This window comes from Amycolatopsis sp. NPDC058340 (assembly GCF_042723975.1).
In the GTDB taxonomy this organism is placed as follows: Bacteria; Actinomycetota; Actinomycetes; order Mycobacteriales; family Pseudonocardiaceae; genus Amycolatopsis.
In genome coordinates, this window is record NZ_JBHXIB010000075.1 from 1 (window position 1) to 20742 (window position 20742).

20 protein-coding genes are annotated in these 20742 nt (G+C 68.2%); 8 read left to right on the top strand and 12 right to left on the bottom strand.

Translation table 11 applies throughout. The features are described from left to right. Positions 1-33 precede the first annotated feature (33 nt). Positions 34-492: a membrane protein gene (locus ACFWIW_RS39760; RefSeq protein WP_037346056.1), complete on the bottom strand. Its 459-nt coding sequence runs from the start codon at positions 490-492 to the stop codon at positions 34-36. Positions 493-648: 156 nt separating this feature from the next. On the opposite strand from ACFWIW_RS39760, the gene ACFWIW_RS39765 reads away from it, so the two are divergent. Together ACFWIW_RS39765 and ACFWIW_RS39770 are read left to right on the top strand one after the other, a co-directional pair. Further along, positions 649-1545, top strand: coding sequence for an ABC transporter ATP-binding protein (locus ACFWIW_RS39765; protein WP_378373209.1), 897 nt, complete (start codon positions 649-651; stop codon positions 1543-1545). Then, positions 1535-2359, top strand: a complete 825-nt coding sequence (locus ACFWIW_RS39770; RefSeq protein ID WP_378373210.1) for an ABC transporter permease — start codon at positions 1535-1537, stop codon at positions 2357-2359. Before ACFWIW_RS39765 ends, ACFWIW_RS39770 begins: the two co-directional genes overlap by 11 nt. A gap of 59 nt (positions 2360-2418) precedes the next feature. On the opposite strand, the gene ACFWIW_RS39775 is transcribed toward ACFWIW_RS39770, so the two are convergent. The 3 genes from ACFWIW_RS39775 to ACFWIW_RS39785 all read right to left on the bottom strand — a co-directional run bounded on the left by ACFWIW_RS39775 (position 2419) and on the right by ACFWIW_RS39785 (position 4475). After that, complete coding sequence (locus ACFWIW_RS39775; RefSeq protein ID WP_378373211.1) at positions 2419-3276, bottom strand: aldo/keto reductase family oxidoreductase; 858 nt, start codon at positions 3274-3276, stop codon at positions 2419-2421. An 87-nt stretch (positions 3277-3363) separates the two neighbouring features. Further along, on the bottom strand, positions 3364-4041 hold the full coding sequence (locus ACFWIW_RS39780; RefSeq protein ID WP_378373212.1) for a TetR family transcriptional regulator: 678 nt from the start codon (positions 4039-4041) through the stop codon (positions 3364-3366). Positions 4042-4061: 20 nt separating this feature from the next. After that, positions 4062-4475 carry a PGPGW domain-containing protein gene (locus ACFWIW_RS39785; protein ID WP_378373213.1) on the bottom strand — a complete coding sequence of 138 codons (414 nt, stop codon included), beginning with the start codon at positions 4473-4475 and terminating at the stop codon, positions 4062-4064. A 129-nt stretch (positions 4476-4604) separates the two neighbouring features. On the opposite strand from ACFWIW_RS39785, the gene ACFWIW_RS39790 reads away from it, so the two are divergent. After that, on the top strand, positions 4605-4946 hold the full coding sequence (locus tag ACFWIW_RS39790) for a YciI family protein (RefSeq protein WP_378373214.1): 342 nt from the start codon (positions 4605-4607) through the stop codon (positions 4944-4946). A gap of 78 nt (positions 4947-5024) precedes the next feature. On the opposite strand, the gene ACFWIW_RS39795 is transcribed toward ACFWIW_RS39790, so the two are convergent. Together ACFWIW_RS39795 and ACFWIW_RS39800 are read right to left on the bottom strand one after the other, a co-directional pair. Next, positions 5025-5606 (bottom strand): FMN reductase, encoded by a 582-nt coding sequence (locus ACFWIW_RS39795; RefSeq protein WP_378373215.1) that lies wholly within the window; start codon positions 5604-5606, stop codon positions 5025-5027. Then, positions 5603-6676, bottom strand: coding sequence for an LLM class flavin-dependent oxidoreductase (locus ACFWIW_RS39800; protein WP_378373216.1), 1074 nt, complete (start codon positions 6674-6676; stop codon positions 5603-5605). Before ACFWIW_RS39800 ends, ACFWIW_RS39795 begins: the two co-directional genes overlap by 4 nt. Positions 6677-6811: 135 nt before the next feature. Here ACFWIW_RS39800 and ACFWIW_RS39805 point away from each other — a divergent pair, with 135 nt between their 5' ends. Then, complete coding sequence (locus tag ACFWIW_RS39805; protein ID WP_378373217.1) at positions 6812-8236, top strand: glycoside hydrolase family 76 protein; 1425 nt, start codon at positions 6812-6814, stop codon at positions 8234-8236. Between the two features lie 79 nt (positions 8237-8315). On the opposite strand, the gene ACFWIW_RS39810 is transcribed toward ACFWIW_RS39805, so the two are convergent. Beyond that, positions 8316-9263, bottom strand: a complete 948-nt coding sequence (locus tag ACFWIW_RS39810) for a hypothetical protein (RefSeq protein ID WP_378373218.1) — start codon at positions 9261-9263, stop codon at positions 8316-8318. 230 nt (positions 9264-9493) lie between these two features. Here ACFWIW_RS39810 and ACFWIW_RS39815 point away from each other — a divergent pair, with 230 nt between their 5' ends. Further along, positions 9494-11545: a type IIA DNA topoisomerase subunit B gene (locus ACFWIW_RS39815; RefSeq protein WP_378373219.1), complete on the top strand. Its 2052-nt coding sequence runs from the start codon at positions 9494-9496 to the stop codon at positions 11543-11545. A 29-nt stretch (positions 11546-11574) separates the two neighbouring features. Continuing rightward, positions 11575-14061 (top strand): DNA topoisomerase (ATP-hydrolyzing) subunit A, encoded by a 2487-nt coding sequence (locus tag ACFWIW_RS39820; protein ID WP_378373220.1) that lies wholly within the window; start codon positions 11575-11577, stop codon positions 14059-14061. 204 nt (positions 14062-14265) lie between these two features. Here the strand turns inward: ACFWIW_RS39820 and ACFWIW_RS39825 are convergent, their stop codons facing one another. The 5 genes from ACFWIW_RS39825 to ACFWIW_RS39845 are packed head-to-tail and all read right to left on the bottom strand — an operon-like array spanning position 14266 to position 18832. Then, complete coding sequence (locus tag ACFWIW_RS39825; protein ID WP_378373221.1) at positions 14266-15474, bottom strand: acyl-CoA dehydrogenase family protein; 1209 nt, start codon at positions 15472-15474, stop codon at positions 14266-14268. After that, entirely contained in the window at positions 15471-16340 is an 870-nt protein-coding gene (locus tag ACFWIW_RS39830; protein ID WP_378373222.1) for an SDR family oxidoreductase, read from the bottom strand. Before ACFWIW_RS39830 ends, ACFWIW_RS39825 begins: the two co-directional genes overlap by 4 nt. 10 nt (positions 16341-16350) lie before the next feature. Beyond that, the gene (locus tag ACFWIW_RS39835; RefSeq protein ID WP_378373223.1) at positions 16351-17193 is read right to left on the bottom strand and encodes a MaoC/PaaZ C-terminal domain-containing protein; all 843 of its coding nucleotides are present in this window, start codon (positions 17191-17193) and stop codon (positions 16351-16353) included. Continuing rightward, positions 17190-17621, bottom strand: a complete 432-nt coding sequence (locus ACFWIW_RS39840) for an SRPBCC family protein (protein ID WP_378373224.1) — start codon at positions 17619-17621, stop codon at positions 17190-17192. Before ACFWIW_RS39840 ends, ACFWIW_RS39835 begins: the two co-directional genes overlap by 4 nt. 17 nt (positions 17622-17638) lie before the next feature. Next, entirely contained in the window at positions 17639-18832 is a 1194-nt protein-coding gene (locus tag ACFWIW_RS39845) for a lipid-transfer protein (protein WP_378373225.1), read from the bottom strand. A gap of 179 nt (positions 18833-19011) precedes the next feature. On the opposite strand from ACFWIW_RS39845, the gene ACFWIW_RS39850 reads away from it, so the two are divergent. Both ACFWIW_RS39850 and ACFWIW_RS39855 read left to right on the top strand, forming a co-directional pair. Next, positions 19012-19959, top strand: coding sequence for a hypothetical protein (locus ACFWIW_RS39850; RefSeq protein WP_378373226.1), 948 nt, complete (start codon positions 19012-19014; stop codon positions 19957-19959). 9 nt (positions 19960-19968) lie between these two features. After that, complete coding sequence (locus ACFWIW_RS39855; RefSeq protein ID WP_378373227.1) at positions 19969-20676, top strand: RraA family protein; 708 nt, start codon at positions 19969-19971, stop codon at positions 20674-20676. The last annotated feature ends 66 nt before the right edge of the window (positions 20677-20742 follow it).

A 20742-nucleotide genomic window follows, 5' to 3' on the forward strand; every position in this document is an offset into this window, starting at 1 on the left:
CGGTTAGAACCGTCCTCGCCACTCACGAGGCTTTCAGGCACCGGTGGTCGATCCGGGCCGCACGATCATCAGCACCGTCACCACGGCCCACAGCAGATTGAACATCCCGGTGTACATCGCCACCCGGCCGGCCGTGACCGGCGCGGACGGCGGCTCCGCGTCCAGCGCGGCGAGGATCGCGTTCTGCCCTGGCAGCACCAGCAACGCCAGCACACCGGCGGCGGCCGCGGTGAGCACGATCGACACGATCACCCACGCGTCGCCGAAGACCCGCATGCTGCCCGCCGTCGCCAGCCCGAAGAACGGCACCGCGATACCGAAGATCGCGTAGACACGGCAGATCCGGTTGAGCGCTCGCAGGACGGACAGGCCGGAACCCGGCTCCGCGAAGGCTTTTCGCGCCGCCGCGGGGAACATGCTCGCCGCGACGGTGACCGGGCCGACCGCGATGACGGCGGCGAGCACGTGGAGGATCAAGAGGATTTTCGACACGCCACCGAGCCTATGATCGTCACCGCGGGGTCCGGTACCGGTGTTTTCGACAGATGTCGCAGGATTCCGGCCATCCGGCTACGTCCGGCGACGTACGCGGAGTGCCGCTCGTGAACGGATGTGGTGAAGGCCTCCCCCGCGACACCATTCGTCACCATGAACCTTCCCGTGGACACAGACGAACTCACGAAACGGTACGGCGAGCAACTCGCCGTCGACCGGATGAAACTGACCGTGCTGCCCGGCGAGATCTACGGATTCCTCGGCCCGAACGGGGCGGGCAAGACGACGACGTTGCGGATGCTGCTCGGCCTCGTCCGGCCGACTTCCGGCAGCGTCCGGCTGTTCGGCAGGCCGCCCGGTGACCTCGACGGGGTCGGCGCGCTGATCGAATCACCGGGGTTCTACCCGTACCTGTCCGGTGCGGACAACCTCACGGTGCTCGCCAGGTACAGCGGCACGGATCCGCTCCGCGTCGGCGAGGTGCTCGCGATGGTCGACCTCGCCGATCGCGGCAAGGACCGCTACTCCACCTATTCGCTCGGGATGAAGCAACGGCTCGGTGTCGCGGCGGCCTTGCTGAAGGACCCGCGGCTGCTGATCCTCGACGAGCCGACGAACGGGCTCGACCCGGCCGGGATGGCCGACATGCGGGTGCTGATCCGGAGGCTCGGCGCGGAGGGCTGCACCGTGCTGTTGTCGAGCCATCTGCTCGGCGAGGTCCAGCAGATCTGCGACCGCGTAGGCGTCGTTTCGCACGGGCGGCTGGTCGCGGAGAACACGGTGGCCGAACTCCGCGGCGGCACGGTGCTGCACATCGAGGCCGACGAGATCGTGCGCGCGGCCGGCCTGGTGCGGCGCTGGATCGGCGCGGAGAACGTGCGCGAGAGCGGGACCGGTCTCGATCTGACCGTCGACCCGGAACGCGCGTCGTGGCTGAACCGCGAACTCGTCACGGAAGGGATCGCGGTACGTGAACTGCACGTCCGCGAACGGGATCTGGAACAGGTCTTCTTCGAGCTCACCGGAGAGGTGGCAGGTCATGTGGGGTAGTTGCACCGCCGAGCTGGCGAAACTCGTCCGGCGTCCGGCGAACTGGTTCATGCTGGGGATCGCCGTCGCGCTCGGCCTGACCTTCACCTATCTGCTGCCGCTCGCGGGCGCGGCGGGTTCGTCGAGCGGGGCTCCCGGTACGGATCGCGGGCTGGCCGCGACCCTGCCGTCGAATCTGGTCGGCAACGCGATCGGCGGGTTGCCGGTGTTCCTCGGGGCGATCCTGCTCGTGCTCGGCGTGCTGGCCGTCGGCACCGAATACGGCTGGAGCACGTGGAAGACCGTGCTGACGCAAGGACCTTCGCGACTGACCGTCTACAGTGGAAAGTTGTTCGCACTGGCCGTCGCGTCGCTGACCGTCGTGCTGGCGAGCTTCGCGACCGGCGCGGTCACGAGCGCGCTCATCGCCTCTTCGGAAGGCGAGCCGATGAACTGGCCGTCGTTCGGCTCGCTGCTGACGGGGATCGGCGCGGGCTGGCTCATCGCGATGACGTGGGCGGCACTCGGCGCGGCGCTCGCCATCGCGATGCGCGGGGTGGCGCTGCCGATCGGGCTCGGCCTGGTGTGGCTGCTGGTGGTGCAGAACCTGCTGTTCGGGGTCGCGGCCCCGCTGGTGGACTGGGTCGGCACGCTCCAGCTGGCGCTTCCGGGAGCCAACGCCGGTTCGCTGGCGGCGTCGCTCGGTGCTTCGGGCGCGACGCCGGGCGTCGGAGAACTCGTGAGTGCCTCGCAAGCGACGCTGGTGGTGGCGGGCTACCTGGTGGTCTTCGCCGGTCTCGGCGGCTGGCTGCTGCGGCGCCGGGATGTCCTCTGAAAGTCCGTGAGGGCCTCCTTCCCTACCCTCAAGGTAGTGAAGGAGGCCCTCACGGACCGCTAGGCGAGGGCGTCGAGGTCCGCCAGGACGTCCGCGGGCAGCTCGAGATCCGCGGCGGCGACGTTCTCCCGCAGGTGCGCCGTCGAGGACGTGCCCGGGATCAGCAGGATGTTCGGCGACCGCTGGAGCAGCCACGCGAGCGCGACCTGCATCGGCGTCGCGCCGACCCGGCGGGCGCAGTCGTCGAGCACGCCGGATTGCAGTGGCGTGAACCCGCCGAGCGGGAAGTACGGCACGAACGGGATGTTGATGGCCGCGAGGGCGTCGAGAAGCCCATCGTTGGCGCGGTTCGCGACGTTGTACTCGTTCTGCACGCAGACGACCGGCGCGATGGCGCGCGCTTCCTTGACCTGCTCCGCGGACACGTGGCTCAGGCCGAGGTGCCGGATCAGGCCCTGCTGCTGAAGCTCGGCGAGCACCTCGAACGGCTCCGTGATCGAGACCGGGATCGGGAAGACGCCGTGCTCCCCCGCGAGCCGCAGGTTGACCACGTCGAGGACGTCGAGGCCGAGGTTGCGCAGGTTGTCGTGGACCGCGGAGATCAGCTCGTCGCGTGAGAGCGCGGACGGCCAGCCCTTGTCCGGAGACCGCTTCGCGCCGACCTTCGTGACGATGTGCAGCTCGTCCGGGTACGGATGCAGCGCCTCGCGGATCAGCTCGTTGGTCGTGTGCGGACCGTAGAAGTCGCTCGTGTCGATATGGGTGACGCCGAGCTCGACCGCCTCGCGGAGGACGGCGATCGCGGCGTCGCGGTCGCTCGGCGGTCCCCAGATGCCGGGGCCGGACAGCCGCATGGCGCCGTAGCCCATCCGGCTCACGGTGAGATCGCCGAGGGTGAGGGTGCCGCCTGGGCTCATGGTCGCTCCTTGTACAAGTGTGTTCCGCTCACCTTATGCAGGTGCTCCCCGGCCCGGCGCGTGCGGGAAGGGAGCAAGGGACCTTTGCTACCACTCGGGGCGCTGACCTGCACGAACAGCCAGGCCGACCAGCTGGTTCGCCAGCCCCTCGGCCAGCCCGTCGACGAACATCGCGTGGCCGGAGGGCGCTCCGCGTTCGGCCAGGACCGTCGCCACGGCCTCGCCTGGGTTCGCGTAGGGCCACAGTCCCGCGACGAGGATGAAGACGGCCTTCGCGAAATGTCCGGCCGCTTCGGCGCCCAGCGGGACCTGGGCCCGGACGACGTCGGCGAGCCGTTCGGTCCGTTCGCCTGCCCGCGTCTTGAACGTCCGCGCGGTCTCCACGGAGATGTTGCGTTCCAGTACCGCGGCCATCGCGCTGATCAGCTCGCACAGCAGGCGCTGCCGCGAGATCGACGTCGCGATGACGGTCGCGACCCGCTCGTCGCCGGGGCCGTCGAGGGCGCTCAGCTCGCCTTCGAGTTCGTCGAGCCACGAGACCCAGACCGAGTCCAGGACCTCCAGGAAGATCGCCTCCCGGCTGTCGAAGTACCGCAACACGTTCGACTTCGCCAGGCCCACCCGGTCGCTCAGTTCACGCAGGCTGATCCGGGAGACGGGCCGCTCGGCCAGGAGTTCGCGCGCCACGCCGAGGATCGCCGCGCGCCGGGCCTCGACCTGTTCCGGCCGCCGTGCGCGCTGGAAGTCGGGTGCCACGCGGCGCACGGTACCAGACCACCCGGCTGTTATTCGGCGTTCGCGGCCCTCCGCGCCTGCACCCGCTTGTAGCTCCAGATCAGCAACGCGAACAGGATGAGCCCGGAAAGGATCAGGCTCGACCCGGTGCTCCAGCCGCCGAGCGGCAGGCCGGGCACGACTCCCCAGACGACCCCCGCGGCCAGCAGGCCGAGCCCGGCCAGCACCGAACCCGCGATGCGCAGCGGGGACGAAACACTGTCCTCGGCCGCCTTCATCGCCCGGTCACGGATCGGATCGACGTACTTCTCCACGGCGGGGAACTCCGAGGCCAGCACGAGCAGACCCGCGAGCACCAGCAGCAACCCGGGCCCCGGCAGCACGAGCAGCGCGATACCGACCGCCAGCAGGATGATGCCCGCGATCAGGATCAGGGCCTGTTTCACGGGTTTTCCGATGCCCACCGTCGTCTCCTCGCCGTCGTCCCTTTCCGTCGATTGTGCCGGTCGGGACGGAAAAGCGCTGGTCCTGACGGTCTGTTTCGGAGGAGACCGTTCGTCGGGGTGATGAACTGTTCGACCTAAGGAGGACCGATGCGCTACATGTTGCTGATCTGCGGGACGCCGTTCCCCGGCGCGGACGATTGCGAAGACCCACTCGACGAAAAGACCCAGGCATGGGTCGACAAGATGACCGCTCGCGGGGTGAGGTTGTCCGGCAGCAGGCTCCGGTCGGCGGCCACCGCGACCACCGTGCGCCACCGCGACGGCGAACTGCTCGTCTCGGACGGGCCGTTCGCGGAGACGAAGGAACAGATCCTCGGCTACGACCTGATCGAGTGCGCCGATCTCGACGAAGCGATCGAGATCGTGTCGAAGCACCCGGTCGCGAAGTTCGCGACCATCGAGATCCGGCCGATCTGGCCGACCCCCTGAACGCGCCTCGTGAGTGGCGAGGACGGTTCTAACCGTCCTCGCCACTCACGAGGGCAAACGAGAGCAAAGGTCCCTTGCTCACCCACCGGCCAGCAGCTGCTCGAACGGTACGAACCCGCTCCCCGGAGCCGAGGCGGCCCCGTCCGCCGAAAGCCGGGAGGCGAGCTCCCGGCCGGCCCGCGACGCCCGCTTGTCGAGATCGCCCGGAGACGCCCAGTCCGACGAAGCCGCGTACACCGCCGTCGAGACAGGCTCGGCGCGAAGGTAGGCGAAGAGCGGACGCAGCGCGAAGTCGAGCACCAGCGAGTGCCGTTCGGTCCCGCCGGTGGCGCCGATCAGCACCGGCTTCCCGTCGAGCGCCTTCTGGTCCAGCACGTCGAAGAACGACTTGAACAGCCCGCTGTACGACGCGGTGAACACCGGCGTCACGGCGATCAGGCCGTCCGCGGTGGTCACCGTGTCGATGGCCGCCCGCAGGGCCGGGGACGGAAACCCGGTCAGCATGTTCTTCGTGACGTCGACGGCCAGATCGCGGAGTTCGATCACTTCGATCTTCACGTCCGGCAGCGCGACGGATACCGCCGCGGCGAGTTTGTCGGCGAGAAGCCGCGTCGAGGACGGCTGGCTCAGCCCTGCGGTCACCACTGCGATCGTCGTCATGCCGCAACCTCCAACCGGGAAGCGTGCGTGGGAGCCTCGGGCACGTGCGCCGGCCGAAGCGAGTCGAGTTCCTTGCGCAGCACCGGGATCACGTGCTCGCCCAGCAGGTCGAGCTGTTCCAGCACGGTCTTCAGCGGCAGTCCCGCGTGGTCCATCAGGAACAGCTGGCGCTGGTAGTCGCCGAAGTGCTCACGGAAGGTCAGCGTCTTGTCGATCACCTCTTGCGGGCTGCCGACGGTCAGCGGCGTCTGCTCGGTGAACTCCTCCAGCGACGGCCCGTGCCCGTACACCGGCGCGTTGTCGAAGTACGGCCGGAACTCCCTCACGGCGTCCTGCGACTTCGGCCGCAGGAACACCTGGCCGCCAAGGCCGACGATGGCCTGGTCCGCCTTGCCGTGCCCGTAGTGCTCGTACCGCTCGCGGTAGAGGTTGATCAGCGCCTGGAAGTGCTCCTTCGGCCAGAAGATGTGGTTCGCGAAGAACCCGTCGCCGTAGTAGGCGGCCTGTTCCGCGATCTCCGGGCTGCGGATCGAGCCGTGCCAGACGAATGGCGGGACACCGTCGAGCGGACGCGGCGTCGAAGTGAACTCCTGCAGCGGCGTCCGGAACTTGCCGGACCAGCTGACCACGTCCTCGCGCCACAACCGGTGCAGCAGGTGGTAGTTCTCGATGGCCAGCGGAATCCCCTGGCGGATGTCCTGCCCGAACCACGGGTACACCGGGCCGGTGTTGCCGCGTCCCATCATCAGGTCGACGCGCCCGTCGGCGAGATGCTGCAGCATCGCGAAGTCTTCGGCGATCTTCACCGGGTCGTTCGTGGTGATCAGCGTGGTCGAGGTGGAAAGGATGATCTTCGACGTCTGCGCGGCGATGTAGCCGAGCATCGTCGTCGGCGACGAAGGCACGAAGGGCGGGTTGTGGTGCTCGCCGGTCGCGAAGACGTCGAGGCCGACTTCTTCGGCCTTGAGCGCGATGCGCACCATCGCCTTGATCCGCTCGTATTCGCTGGGCGCCTCCCCGGTGGTCGGGTCGGTCGTCACATCGCCCACCGTGAAGATTCCGAACTGCATGACCTGCTCCCTGGGCCGGGGTTACATTGCTTGAGCGTTCAACCTCACGCGCGCAAGAAGTATTCCAGACCATCGGCGCGAGCTGAAAGGGTGACTTGATCGGCCGGGAAAGTGACCGCCCCCACACTCGAATCCATGTGGCTCACCTCCCTGCTTGTGACAACGTTGACATTCGCCTTCACGCCGGCCACCACCACTCCCGAACCCACTGTCGCGGCGACGATCTGCGCCAAGTACTGCGACAGCCGCGACCCCGCCTTGGCCGTCGGCGAAAGAAGACCCGGCACCGCGGCCGTCTGGGGCCGTGGCATCACCCTTCATCTCTCCGATGGCGACAACATGGGCTGGGGGAGCATCGGCGACGGCGACCCCGGCGACGAAGTCTGGCTCGACCGCTCCTTCGACGGCGGCCGCACCTGGGCAGGCGACAGCCGGATCGGCGACACGAAGATCCCGGACGGCCAACGCGGCTGGCGCACCCTGATGTTCAACGTCGACGACCCCGCCACCCACCGCTTCGGCGCCCTGCGCGCCTGCGGTAAGGCGGGCAACCGGCCGGAAATCGCGTGCACGCCGTGGTTCCGCACCACGGTCGCCGCGAACTCCCGGGCCGAGGCCGCCGCCACCGCGCTCATGCAGTTCTACGACAACGGCACCGGGCTCTGGCAGACCACGGGCTGGTGGAACTCGGCGAACGCGCTCACCGCGATCCTCGACTACAGCACGCGAACCGGTTCGCGGAATTACCGCTACGCCATCGGCAACACCTTCGACCGCAACCGCGGGAACAACTTCACGAACGAATACATCGACGACACCGGCTGGTGGGCGCTCGCCTGGATCCGCGCCTACGACCTGACCAAGGACCGCCGCTACCTCGACACCGCCGTCATCGCGGCGGACTACATGTACTCCTACCGCGACGGGACCTGCGGCGGCGGGCTCTGGTGGTCGACGGCGAAGACATACAAGAACGCCGTCACCAACGAGCTGTACGTCAAGGTGGCCGCTTCACTGCACAACCGCCTCCCCGGCGACACGCGCCAGCTCGCGCGGGCACGCGAGGTCTGGGACTGGTTCCGCGCGAGCGGCATGATCAACGGCGGCGCACTGGTCAACGACGGCCTGAACTCCTCCTGCGCCAACAACGGGCAGGCCGTCTGGAGTTACAACCAGGGGATCGTCCTCGGCGCGCTGGTCGAACTGCATCGCGCGACCGGTGACGCCGCCCTGCTCACCACGGCCAGGCGGCTCGCGGACGCCTCCACCACCACGCCGCTCCTGCACTCGAACGGCATCCTGCGCGACCCGTGCGAGTCCGGCGACTGCGGCGCCGACGGACCGTCGTTCAAGGGCGCGTACGCCAGGGGACTCGGGGAGCTGGACCGGGCCTTGGCGGGCAGGCCGTACCGCGCTTACCTGACGCGCCAAGCGAACTCGACGATCGCGAACAACCGCACGTCGCTCGATCAGCACGGCCTGCGCTGGGCGGGACCGGTCGACAAGATCGACGCCGCCCGTCAGCACAGCGCGCTGGAGGTCCTCACGGCAGCCCTCTGATTTGCCTGTCGGCGAACCCGCGGCCGCGATCGACGTCGGCAAGGCGGGTTCGCGTTCGGTCGATTTCCGAGATCCGTCTTCAGCTCCGCCAACCGGCCCCGTCCACCGGATCCGGGACGTGCAGCCAGGCGCGGACCTCGGTCTCCTTCTCGTGCACGAGCACCTGCCGGTAGCTCATCGTGTCGAGACCGGGGCCGCCCTGGTCCTGGACGTCCTCGTGGAACCGGTCCGACACGAGCACCACCACGGGCGACTCGTCCGGCGCTTCGGCGAGCGCGTCCCGCAGCACGCGCGAGTCCAGCAGCCGGGCGAGCAGCACCTTCGGCCGCCCCGTCACGCCGTACTCGTCGAGCGCGATCTCGCCGGCGTGGATCGCCACCCGCACCCGGATCCGCAGGCCGGGCTCGGTGACGACGTTGTACCGGGCCAGTTCCGCGGTCAGCCGGGAGAGCAGCGGGTACACCAGGCGGAACTTCGGGAAATGCGGCGGGACCACGACGATCATGCCGTCGCCGGTGTCCCGCTTCAGGCAGGCCTCCCAGGCGATCCCGCTGGCCTCGAAGGCTTCGGCGAGCAGGCCGAAGAGCATCCGCCGGACCTGGACGAAGATCTCGCTGCTGCGCCCGACCTGGCCGAAACCGGCGATGTCGATCGAGAACAGCCCGCAGTGCATACCGGATTCGACCCATGCCGCCGGCGGCGGATAGAGGATCTTCGCCCGCAGCCGGGCGAGGTGGACGCAGGTCGCGGTGACGAACAGGATCGTGCCGAAGAGCCAGGCGAACGAGAGCATCGCCTCCGACTCGCCCTCCGCCGCCGCGCGCTCCAGCAGGAACGTCATCGCGACGGCGACACCCCCGTAGCCCAGCACGAACAGCCAGAGGATGCCTCGCCGCAGCCGGATCGCGGCGTGCGCGACCGGTAGCAGCGCGAGCATGCCGAACGACCCGACGACCACCACGAAATACCAGAGACTCACGACGCGTTGTGCGGTCGAGACGCGTGCGGGACCGGTTCCGACGGCCACCTTGTTCCCCCCGTCACCCTGTGACACCGGAAACGATAACGCCTCATCCGAGCACTGAGGAAGCCGCTTTCCCCAGCCGTGACCCGCCCATCGGGACAGGGTGATGCGCCACACCGGGGGCTCGGGACACCGAAGCTGTCGGAGGGGGCGGATATCCTCCAGTACGGTGTCGCGTTGAACACCACCTCCACGAGCTAGTTCGCGAGCCACGACTCCAGGAGAAGTACCCAGTGACTGCTGAGACCCTGTACGGGGCCGACGACCTGACGCATCTCGAGGGTCTGGAAGCGGTCCGCAAGCGCCCCGGGATGTACATCGGCTCCACCGACAGCCGCGGTATCAACCACCTGTTCTCCGAGGTCGTGGACAACTCGACCGACGAGGGTGTGGCGGGTCACGCCACGAAGATCGTGGTCACCCTGCACGCCGACGGCAGCGTCCAGGTCGACGACGACGGCCGCGGCATCCCCACCGGAACGCACGCCAAATCCGGTTTGTCCGGTGTCGAGCTGGTGCTGACCAGGCTGCACGCGGGCGGCAAGTTCGGCGGCTCGGGCTACAAGACCTCCGGTGGCCTGCACGGTGTGGGCGCCTCGGCGGTGAACGCGCTGTCGCACCGCTTCGACGTCACGGTGAAGCAGAGCGGCAAGGTCCACCAGATGTCGTTCGCGCACGGCGTCCCCGGTGTGTTCGACGGCCCCGGCCCGAAGGCCAAGTTCACCCGCAAATCCGGGCTGAACATCACCGGCAAGATGAAGCGCGGCGAGCGTTCCGGCACGTCGATCCGGTACTGGTACGACTCGCGTTACTTCGAAAGCGGCGCCGCGCTCGACGTCGAGGGCGTCCGCGCGAAGATGCGCAACACCGCGTTCCTGGTCCCTGGCGTCACCTATGTACTGCGCACCGCGGTCGACGACTCGATCAGCGAAGAGACCTTCCATTTCCCCAACGGCCTGGCCGACATGGTCGATTTCCTCGCCCCGGACAGCGAAAAACCCGTCTGCGGCACGCTGATCATCAACGGCGAGGGCACGTACAAGGAGAACGCGGCCGACGCCAGCGGTGTCATGCAGTCCAATGTGGTGCGTCACGCGGAGGTCGAGGTCGCGCTGCGCTGGGGCACCGGCTACGAGCGCACGGTGGAGTGTTTCACCAACACCATCCGCAACGTGCACGGCGGCACGCATCGCCGCGGTTTCGACCGCGCCGTGCTGAAAGCCTTGCAGGACGCCATTTCCAAAACCCGCGGGCTGCTCAAGCCCAAGGAGGACATGCCGACCGTCGAGGACGTGCTCGAAGGGATGACGGCGGTCGTCCACGTCCGGCTGCCCGAGCCGCAGTTCACCTCGCAGACCAAGGACGAGCTGTCCACCGCCGGTATCACCCGCGTCATCCAGGGCGTCGTCGACAAGCACATCCGCGCCTGGACCGAAGAGCGCAAAACCAAGTCCGAGGCGAAGATCGTGCTGCAGAAGGTGGTCGACGCGGCACGCGTCCGGCTCACCCAGAAGCAGCAGAAGGACGCCGCCCGGCGCAAGACCGCGCTCGAAGGCGCGGCCATGCCGCCGAAGCTCGTCGACTGCCGCACCACCGGCGTTTCGCGCAGTGAGCTGTTCCTCGTCGAGGGTGACAGCGCGCTCGGTTCGGCACGGATGGCGCGCGTGTCGGAGTACCAGGCGCTGCTTCCCTTGCGCGGCAAGATCCTCAACGTCCAGAAGGCGTCGCTGGGCGACACACTGAAGAACGCGGAGATCGCCTCGATCGTGCAGGTGCTCGGCGCGGGCAGCGGGCGCACGTTCGACCTGTCGACCATGCGCTACGGCCGGGTGATCCTGATGGCCGACGCGGACGTCGACGGTTCGCATATCCGCACGCTGCTGATCACCCTGTTCGCCAAGTACATGCGGCCGGTCATCGAGGACGGCAGGCTCTACGCCGCGATGCCGCCGCTGCACAAACTGGTCACCAAGGGCCGCAACCCGGAAACCCATTTCACCTTCACCCAGAAGGAGATGGAGACCAAGTACGCGGAGCTGGAGCGGGCGGGCAAGCAGATCGTCACTCCGGTCCAGCGGTTCAAGGGTCTCGGCGAGATGGACGCCGAGGAACTGTGGGACACCACGATGAACCCGGCCACCCGCGCGGTCCGCCGTATCACCATCGACGACGCCGAAGCCGCGGAGAACGCGCTCGAACTGTTGATGGGCGAGAAGGTCGAACCGCGCCGCAACTGGCTCGTCGCCTCCTCCGACCGGGTCGACCGCGAAGCCATCGACGCCTGATTTCGTTGCTATTCAAGGAGCTTTGAGCAATGGCACGCCGTAAGGGCCCCACCACCAAGGTCGACCCGAGCGCGTTCGACCGCCCCGGCGCGAACGTCTTCGACAACTCGCTGAAGACGGAGATCGAGGATTCGTACCTGGAGTACGCGTACTCGGTCATCCACTCGCGGGCGCTCCCGGACGCGCGGGACGGGCTGAAGCCGGTGCACCGCCGGATCATGTACTCGATGAACGAGAACGGGTACCGGCCGACACACGCGTACGTGAAGTCGGCCCGCGTGATCGGTGACGTGATGGGCCGGTACCACCCGCACGGCGACACCGCGATCTACGACGCCATGGTCCGGCTCGCGCAGGACTTCTCGCTCAACGTCCCGTTGGTCGACGGGCACGGCAACTTCGGTTCCCCCGACGACGGCCCCGCCGCCTCGCGGTACACCGAGGCACGGCTGTCCCCCGAAGCGATGCTGCTGGTCGGGGAGCTCGGCGAGGACACCGTCGACTTCCGGCCGAACTACGACGGTTCGCTCGAAGAGCCGTCCGTGCTTCCCGCGGCGTTCCCGAACCTGCTGGTCAACGGCACCTCCGGGATCGCGGTCGGGATGGCGACCAACATGATCCCGCACAACCTGTCCGAGATCATCGGCGCGGCGCGGTGGCTGATCAACCACCCGAACGCCACCCTCGACAAGCTGATGGAGTACGTCCCGGGTCCCGACCTGCCGACCGGTGGTTCGCTGCTGGGGCTGGACGAGGTCCGCCGCGCGTACGAGACCGGCCGCGGTGTGGTGCGGATGCGCGCCAGCGCCGAGACCGGGCCGCTGGAGGGCAGCCGCGGCCGTCAGGCCATCACCATCACCGAGCTGCCGTACGGCGTCGGCCCGGAGAAGGTGATCGAGAAGATCACCGACGAGGTCAACAAGTCCAAGCGGCTCACCGGTATCGCCGACGTCAAGGACCTCACCGACCGCGAGAACGGCACGCGGCTGGTCATCGAATGCAAGGTCGGCGTGAACCCGCAGGCGCTGCTGGCGGATCTGTACCGGCTCACGCCGCTGGAGCAGTCCTTCGGCATCAACAACCTGGTGCTGGTGGACGGGCAGCCGCAGACGCTGGGACTCAAGGCGCTGCTGGAGGTCTTCCTCAGCCACCGGTACGAGGTCGTCACCCGCCGCACGCGGTACCGGCGCCGTAAGCGCGAAGAGCGTCTGCACCTGGTCGACGGCCTGCTGATCGCCCTGCTCAACATCGACAAGGTGATCAAGGTGATCCGCGAGAGCGACAACGCCGCGGCCGCGAAGGACGGCCTGATGAAGCGTTTCAAGCTCTCGGAGATCCAGGCGACGTACATCCTGGACACCCCGCTGCGTCGGCTCACGAAGTACGACCGGATCGAACTCGAAGCCGAGCAGGACAAGCTGCGTGAGGAGATCGCCGAGCTGTCGAAGATCCTCGACGACGAGTCGGTGCTGAAGAAGGTCGTCTCGGCCGAGCTGGCCAAGATCGCCAAGGACCACCCGACCGAACGCCGTACCGCGCTGATCGACGGCGACCTCAAGGAGGTCCTCGCCGCGTCGAAGCCGTCGGGGCCGCTGGAGGTCGCGGACGATCCGTGCCAGGTGATCCTGTCGGCCACCGGGCTGGTCGCGCGGACGGCGGCGGAATCGGAGGAGGCGTCGGAAGTGCGGCGCCGCAACGGCCGCGTCAAACACGACTCGGTGGCCGCGGTGGTCCATTCGACCGCCCGCGGGCAGGTACTGCTGGTGACCAACCGCGGCCGCGCGTTCAAAACCGATGTGCTGCCGCTGCCGGTGCTGCCCGAGCAAGCGGGCACTGTGTCGCTTCGCGGCGGAATGGCCGCGAAGGAACTGGTGCCGCTGGAGAAGGGCGAGCGCGTCATCGGCCTGGCCCCGCTCGGCGAGCAGGCGGCCGGCTCCCCGGGTCTCGCGCTCGGCACGAAACTCGGCGTCGTGAAGGTGTGCGCGCCGGAGTGGCCGGTCCGCTCGGACGAGTTCGACGTGATCAGCCTGAAGGACGGCGACGAGGTCGTCGGCGCCACCTGGCTCACCGACGGCGAAGAGACGCTGGCGTTCCTGTCGTCCGAAGCGTCACTGCTGCGCTACCCGGCTTCGCTCGTACGGCCGCAGGGCCTCAAGGGCGGCGGCATGGCCGGCATCACCGTGCGCGGTGAAGCGGAAGTGGTCTTCTTCGGCGCGATCCGCACCGACGACGCCGAACACGGCGAGCCGATGGTCGTCACCGCGACCGGCGCGAGCGTGAAGGTGACCCCGTTCAGCGAGTACCCGGCCAAGGGCCGCGCGACCGGCGGTGTCCGGGCGCAGCGTTTCCTCAAGGGCGAGACACGCCTGATCGTCGGCTGGATCGGCCCTCGCCCCGCCGGGGCCTCGCGCACGGGTGACCCGGTGGAACTCCCCGAAGTCGACGTCCGCCGCGACGGCTCCGGCCACGCCCACCCCGGCCCGGAGGTCGTCGGTCACCTCATCGAACGGGACTGATCCCCGCCCACGCGTGATTGGAGCCGGAACTCACCCACCACACGAGTTCCGCCTCCAATCACGCGAGATCCGGCCCCAATCACGCGAGTTACGCCCCTGGTCACGCGTGTCGTCCGTCTGGTCACGCGTGTCGTCCGCCCAATCACGCGAGTCGTCCGTCGGCCTGCCGCTCCCCGCGTGGTAGCAAAGGTCCCTTGCTCCCCGTCAGCGGCCGAGGAGGCCCTTCGCGATGTGCGTCACCTGGATCTCGTTGCTTCCCGCGTAGATCATCAGCGACTTCGCATCGCGCGCCAGCTGCTCCACCCGGTACTCCGCCATGTACCCGTTGCCGCCGAACAGTTGCACGGCCTCCATCGCGACCTCGGTGGCCGCCTCCGACGAGTACAGCTTCATCGCCGAAGCCTCGGCCAGCGTCGGCATCTTGCCCGCGCGCAGGGTCTCGATCAGCTGGAAGACCATGTTCCGCACGTTGATCCGCGCGATCTCCATCTTCGCCAGCTTGAGCTGGATCAGCTGGAACCGCCCGATCCCCTGCCCCCACAGCTTCCGGTTCTTCGCGTAGTCCACGCAAAGCCGATGGCATTCGTTGATGATCCCGAGCGCCAGCGCCGCGACCCCGATCCGCTCGACGGCGAACCCGGACTTCACCTCGGCCTTGCTGTCGCCGTCGCGGCCGGTCTCGGATTCGCCGAGCAGCCGGTCGCGCCCGAGCCGGACGTCGCTGAAGAACAGCTCGCCGGTCGGCGAGGACATCATCCCCATCTTCTTGAACGGCTTGCCCTGCGTGAGCCCGGGCATGCCCTTGTCCAGCACGAACGTCAGCACCTTGCGGTCACGGACGTCCGAGCCATCGTCCAGCTTCGCGTACACGATGATCGTGTCGGCGTACGGCCCGTTGGTGATGAACGTCTTCTGCCCATTGAGGACATACTCGTCACCGTCGCGCCGCACCGACGTCTTCATCCCGCCGAAAGCGTCCGAGCCGGAGCCGGGTTCGGTGATCGCCCACGCCCCGACCTTCTCGAACGTCGCCAGCCCTGGCAGCCAGCGTTCCTTCTGCGCTTGCGTGCCCTTGGTCAGGATCGTCTGCGCGGTCAGCCCGATGCTCACGCCGAGTGACGCGACGATGCCGAGGCTGACCCCGGCCAGCTCGCTCACCGCGATGAGCGCCATCGCCTCCTGCCCGCCGAACGCCAGACCACCGCCGCCGGACCCGCGCTCCTCGGACAGCAGTTTCGACACCGAATCCCGCGCGAGCGCGTCGATGCCGAAGGACGCGAACATCTTCCGGATGATGTCGTACGGCGGCAGCGTCCCGCTTTCCAGCGCGTCGAGATGCGGCCGGATCTCCTTGTCGATGAATTCCCGGATGGCGTCCCTGATCAGCAGATCGGTCTCGGACCACTCGATCACGGGAGCCTCGCGGCGATGTCGTCGATCTCCCAGGCGGCCTCGGTTTCGATCACCTTGACGTCGTGCCAGCCCGCGAGCTCGGAGATCGCGCCGCCCTGCACCGCGAACACCTTGCCGGTGAGCGGGCATTTCTCGGTCGCGAGGTAGGCGACCAGCGGCGAGATGTTCGCCGGGGAGAACGCGTCGAACTCCCCTTCTTCGACCTCCTGCGCGAAGATCGCGCCCATCCCCGGCGTCGCCAGCGTGAGCCGCGTGCGCGCGATCGGCGCGATCGCGTTGACCCGCACGCCGTAGCGCTCCAGTTCCTCGGCGGCGACCAGTGTCAGCGCGGCGATCCCCGCCTTCGCCGCGCCGTAGTTCGCCTGTCCCGCGTTCGGCAACGTGGTCCCGGACGCCGACGCGGTGTTGATCACCGAACCCGCGACCGGCTCACCGGCCTTGCTCGCGCTCTTCCAGTACGCGGCCGCGTGCCGCAGCACCGCCGCGTGCCCCTTCAAGTGCACGGCGATCACGGAATCCCATTGGGACTCCTCCATTCCGGCGATGAACGCGTCGCGCAGGATGCCCGCGTTGTTCACGACGACATCGAGCCTGCCGAATTCACCCACCGCCTGCGCGATCAGGTCCTCCGCACCCGCCCAGTCGGCGACGTTGGCCGCATTCGCCACGGCCTTCCCGCCCGCAGCGCGGATCTCGTCGACGACCTCCTGTGCGGGCCCGGTGTCGCTGCCGCTGCCGTCGTTCGCCCCGCCGAGGTCGTTGACCACGACGCTCGCGCCCTCCCGCGCGAACAGCAGCGCGTGCTCGCGGCCGATCCCGCGTCCGGCGCCGGTGATGACGGCGACCCGCCCGTCGAGTGCTCCCATGGCTTTGCTCCTACTCCGCGAATTCCGCGAGACCGTCTTTGATCACGACGGTTTCGCCGACGGTGGTTTCGAACGCGTAGCTCCCGGCACCCGCGCTCCAGATGGACGTCGTCAGGTCCTGGCCGGGCAGCACCGGTTTGGCGAATCGCACGGCGAACCGCTTCAGTCTGTCCACATCGGACCCGGCGACCTCGGTCAGCAGCGCCCACGAGGTGAACGCCATGGTGCACAGGCCGTGCGCGATGATCCCCGGCAGTCCCGATTCCTTCGCGACCTCTTCGTCGAGATGGATCGGCATGGGGTCGCCGGCGGCGGGCGCGTACCGATACGTCTGGTCGTCGTCGACGTGCTGGTTCACCTTCGCCACCGGCGCCCGCGAACGGAGGTCTTCGTCGAACTTGTGCTCCGGTCCGAGTTCGCCGCGGGTCTCCCCGGTGTCGAACCCGCGCACGAACAACGTCACGTACTGCTCGTTGACCAGGGCGCCGTCGTCGGTCCGGCATTCGAGGTGGATGGTGCCGCGGGTGCCGTTCGGCAAGCCCTCGTAGCCGGTCATCCGCGCTCGTGACACGAGTTTGTCGCCGGGACGGATCGGCCGGTGGAACCGGAATTCCTGCTCCCCGTGCACGATCCGGCCGAACAAGCCGACCGGGACGACCTCGAGCGCGGGTTCCATCAGCGACTCGAACACCGGCACGATCGCGAACACGGGGCTCGCGACCTCACCGGCGAGATGCGCCGGGATCGGGTCGTTGGTGGCCTTCGCGTACTCGATCAGCCGCTCGCGCGTGACCTCGAACCGCGACTCGCCGGTCCACTTGCCGAGCCCGCCGGGGTCGAATCGCTCGGTCACGAGACCAGCGCCTTGAAGTTCTCGAGGGAGGCGTCGAGGTTCTTCTTGCCGTCCTTCTCGACGGCCTTGCCGAGCGCGCCGACGATCATCTGGCCGGCGAACTCCGCGTCGATACTGGCGAGCGAGCCGTCGCCGGACGCCTCCACCGACAGCTCGAATTTGACCTTCACCCCGGCCATCCCGGTGCCGGAAATCGCGAGCTTCGACGGCGCCTCGAACTCGTCGACGGTCCAGGTGATCGTGTTCGGCATCCCGAGCATCGTGACGACCTCGGAAGCCTGCGCTCCCTTGGAGAACTCGGCCGGGACCTCGCCCTTCCACTTGGTGTGGATGGTCAGCCACTTCTCGAAGTTGTTGGGGTTGGAGAACTCCGCCCATACCTTGGCGGGAGCGGCGGGGAGTTCGACGGAGGCACTGATCTTGCCCATGGTTCTTCCTTTCGGGATCAGCGCTCGGCGCGCTGGTAGGCGGTGACGACGGCGGCGCCGCCGAGTCCGATGTTGTGCTGCAACGCGGCCTGGACGCCGTCGACCTGGCGTTTGTCCGCGGTGCCGCGCAGCTGCCAGGTGAGTTCGGCGCATTGCGCGAGGCCGGTGGCGCCGAGCGGGTGCCCCTTGGAGATCAGCCCGCCGGACGGGTTGACGACCCACTTGCCGCCATAGGTGGTGTCGCCCGAGTCGACGAGCTTCCCGGCCTCCCCTTCGGCGCAGAGCCCGAGCGCTTCGTAGAGCAGGAGTTCGTTGGCGGAGAAGCAATCGTGCAGCTCGATGACCTGGAAGTCCTCCGCGCCGAGCCCGGCCTGGTCGTACACCTGGCGCGCGGCCTGGACGTTCATGTCGTAGCCGATGATGTTCTTCGCGGTACCGTCGAAGGTGCTGGCGAAGTCGGTGGTCATCGCCTGCCCGACGATCTCCACGGCCTGCCCCGCCAGCCCATGGGCGTCCACAAAGGACTCACTGGCGAGGATCGCGGCCCCGGAACCGTCCGAGGTCGGCGAGCACTGGAGCTTCGTGAGCGGGTCGTAGATCATCCGCGAGTCGAGGATGTCCTGCAGCGAATAGCTTTCCTGGAACTGCGCGTACGGGTTGTTCACCGAGTGCCGGTGGTTCTTCTCGCCGATCTTGGCGAAGTGCTCGGCGGTGGTGCCGTAGGTCTTCATGTGTTCGCGGCCTGCCGCGCCGAACATCCACGGCGCGGGCGGGAAGAGCACCTCGGAGATCTCCGCGAGCGCCTGGATGTGCCTGCCCATCGGCTGCTCGCGGTCGTCGTAGGTCGAGCCGAGCGATCCGGGCTGCATCTTCTCGAAGCCGAGCGCGAGCGCACAGTCCGCACGGCCGCCCCGGATCGCTTCCGCGGCCAGGTACAGCGCGGTCGACCCGGTCGAACAGTTGTTGTTGACGTTGACGACCGGGATCCCGGTCATGCCGAGTTCGTAGACCGCGCGCTGCCCCGAGGTCGACTCGCCGTAGACGTAGCCGACGTAGGCCTGCTTCACCTCGCTGAAGGAGATCCCGGCGTCTTCGAGCGCCTTGGTCCCGGATTCCTTGGCCATCTGCGGGTAATCCCAGCCCTCGCGGCGTCCGGGTTTCTCGAACTTCGTCATGCCCACGCCGACGACGTACACCTTGTTGGCCACCACGACGCTCCTTGTCGTTGCCGGGTCGCTGCTGCCACTGAAGATACAGACAGGTTTGTATTTATCAACCCCTTACATACAGGTCTGCACGGATGTTACTTACGGCACGATGCGTGTCAGGTGACGCAGACGGACGAGCCACACCCCCGTTAAACAGGGAGAACACGACACAGGGGGTAACGATGAAACGAACAAGTACGGTCCTGGCGGCCACCGTCGCCGCTGGGCTGTTGTCGGCGGGCACCGCCTCGGCGACCGGATGGACGATGAGCTACCTACGGCCGCCGGGCGGAGACGCCATCCGGGTGGTGGCCACCGACGGGGCCGGAAGCTACGCGGGACACTCCGACCGGGGGCTGCTCACCTGGTCGGGCTGGATGGTGCGGAACCACGGCTTCCCGGCGGGCCACGACACCGTCGAAGCCGTGGACGAGAACACCTCGAAGGCGATTCTCACGAACGGGTACGCGATCTCGACGCGGACGAAACGCTCGTTCGTCTTCCAGAACGGCGGATTCCAAGTCCTGGAGAAGGTCCCGGGGTACTCCCAGACAAGGGTCACCGGGATGAACAACCGCGGCGACATCGTCGGCGACGTGTACAACGATCCGCGCTATGGCTCGTGGGCGGCGTTCTGGCCGGCCGGCGACCGCGCGCACCCGGTGTTGCTGGACTCCCCGCCACTGCTCAGGCCGGTGGACATCGACCACGACGGCACGATCCTGATGCAGGAGCAGGGCGGTGGCGTCTGGCTCTGGAAGGACGGCGCGGGACGGCAACTCGTCCTTCCCGAGGGCATTCGCGAAGCACGCGCCATCGCGATCCGGGACGGCAAGGTGCTGGCCGATCTCCAAGGGGGCCAACGGCTTTGGACGGCCCCTGACACCTCCATCCCGGTGCCGGAGACCATGACGGTGACCGCGCTCAACGGGTCAGGACTCCTCACCGGCTGTTTGCGGACTTCGGGAACCGCCACGATTCCCGCGGCGTGGTCGCCGGGAGGTCCGGTGGAGACGCTTCCCGCGCCGTCCAGCGGTTGCGGCGCGATCGTGAGCGACAACGGGGAAATCATGGGCACCCTGCAGGACGACGACTACTTCGACAAGCTCGTGGTGTGGCGCCGTGGCTAAAGTCGGGGCATGGATCCCGAAGAGCTTCGGCAGCGGTTCTCCCTGCTGACCACCGCACATCTGACCGACGGCTGCGTCCGCGCCGGCGTTCAGGTCCGGTGCGCGCCCACCGGCACGCACTCGGTCGTGCCCGGCGCCCGCGTCGCCGGGCGGGTCACCCCCGCCCGGCACGTCGGCAGTGTCGACGTCTTCCTGGAGGCGTACGAAATCGCGAACCCCGGCGACGTCCTCGTCGTCGACAACGGCGGCAGGCTCGACGAGAGCTGCGTCGGGGACCTCGCGGTCCTCGAAGCGCAGGCGGCCGGGCTGAGCGGCGTGGTCATCTGGGGGCTGCATCGCGACACAGCCGACATCAAGAAGATCGGGCTGCCGGTGTTCAGCCTCGGTTCGATCCCGACCGGCCCGCTCTCGGTCTCCGCCCGCCCGGACGGCGCGCTCGAATCGGCCGCCGTCGGCGAGTGGACGGTGACGCGGGAAGACCTCGTTTTCGGCGACGAAGACGGCGTCCTGTTCGTCCCGGCCGACCGGGCGGACGAGGTCCTGGACCGCGCCGAAGGCATCCGCGACACCGAGCGGCGGCAAGCCGACCGGATCCGCGCCGGAGAGTCCCTTCGCGAGCAAGTGCGCTTCGCCGACTTTCTCGCGGAGCGGGCGAAGTCGCCTTCGCTGACGTTTCGGCAGCACCTGCGGGCGGTCGGGGGCGCCATCGAGGAGTAGCAAGGGACCTTTGCTACCACCGGAGGGCCTGACCAGGGAAAACACGCCCCGGCCAGGCCTCCGGAA

Excerpts from the sequence above, each read along its gene's own strand:
- ACFWIW_RS39765 (WP_378373209.1), top strand. The coding sequence starts at position 649 with ATGAACCTTCCCGTGGACACAGACGAACTCACGAAACGGTACGGCGAG.
- ACFWIW_RS39770 (WP_378373210.1), top strand. The coding sequence starts at position 1,535 with ATGTGGGGTAGTTGCACCGCCGAGCTGGCGAAACTCGTCCGGCGTCCG.
- ACFWIW_RS39775 (WP_378373211.1), bottom strand. The coding sequence starts at position 3,276 with ATGAGCCCAGGCGGCACCCTCACCCTCGGCGATCTCACCGTGAGCCGG.
- ACFWIW_RS39790 (WP_378373214.1), top strand. The coding sequence starts at position 4,605 with ATGCGCTACATGTTGCTGATCTGCGGGACGCCGTTCCCCGGCGCGGAC.
- ACFWIW_RS39795 (WP_378373215.1), bottom strand. The coding sequence starts at position 5,606 with ATGACGACGATCGCAGTGGTGACCGCAGGGCTGAGCCAGCCGTCCTCG.
- ACFWIW_RS39800 (WP_378373216.1), bottom strand. The coding sequence starts at position 6,676 with ATGCAGTTCGGAATCTTCACGGTGGGCGATGTGACGACCGACCCGACC.
- ACFWIW_RS39805 (WP_378373217.1), top strand. The coding sequence starts at position 6,812 with ATGTGGCTCACCTCCCTGCTTGTGACAACGTTGACATTCGCCTTCACG.
- ACFWIW_RS39820 (WP_378373220.1), top strand. The coding sequence starts at position 11,575 with ATGGCACGCCGTAAGGGCCCCACCACCAAGGTCGACCCGAGCGCGTTC.
- ACFWIW_RS39830 (WP_378373222.1), bottom strand. The coding sequence starts at position 16,340 with ATGGGAGCACTCGACGGGCGGGTCGCCGTCATCACCGGCGCCGGACGC.
- ACFWIW_RS39840 (WP_378373224.1), bottom strand. The coding sequence starts at position 17,621 with ATGGGCAAGATCAGTGCCTCCGTCGAACTCCCCGCCGCTCCCGCCAAG.
- ACFWIW_RS39850 (WP_378373226.1), top strand. The coding sequence starts at position 19,012 with ATGAAACGAACAAGTACGGTCCTGGCGGCCACCGTCGCCGCTGGGCTG.
- ACFWIW_RS39855 (WP_378373227.1), top strand. The coding sequence starts at position 19,969 with ATGGATCCCGAAGAGCTTCGGCAGCGGTTCTCCCTGCTGACCACCGCA.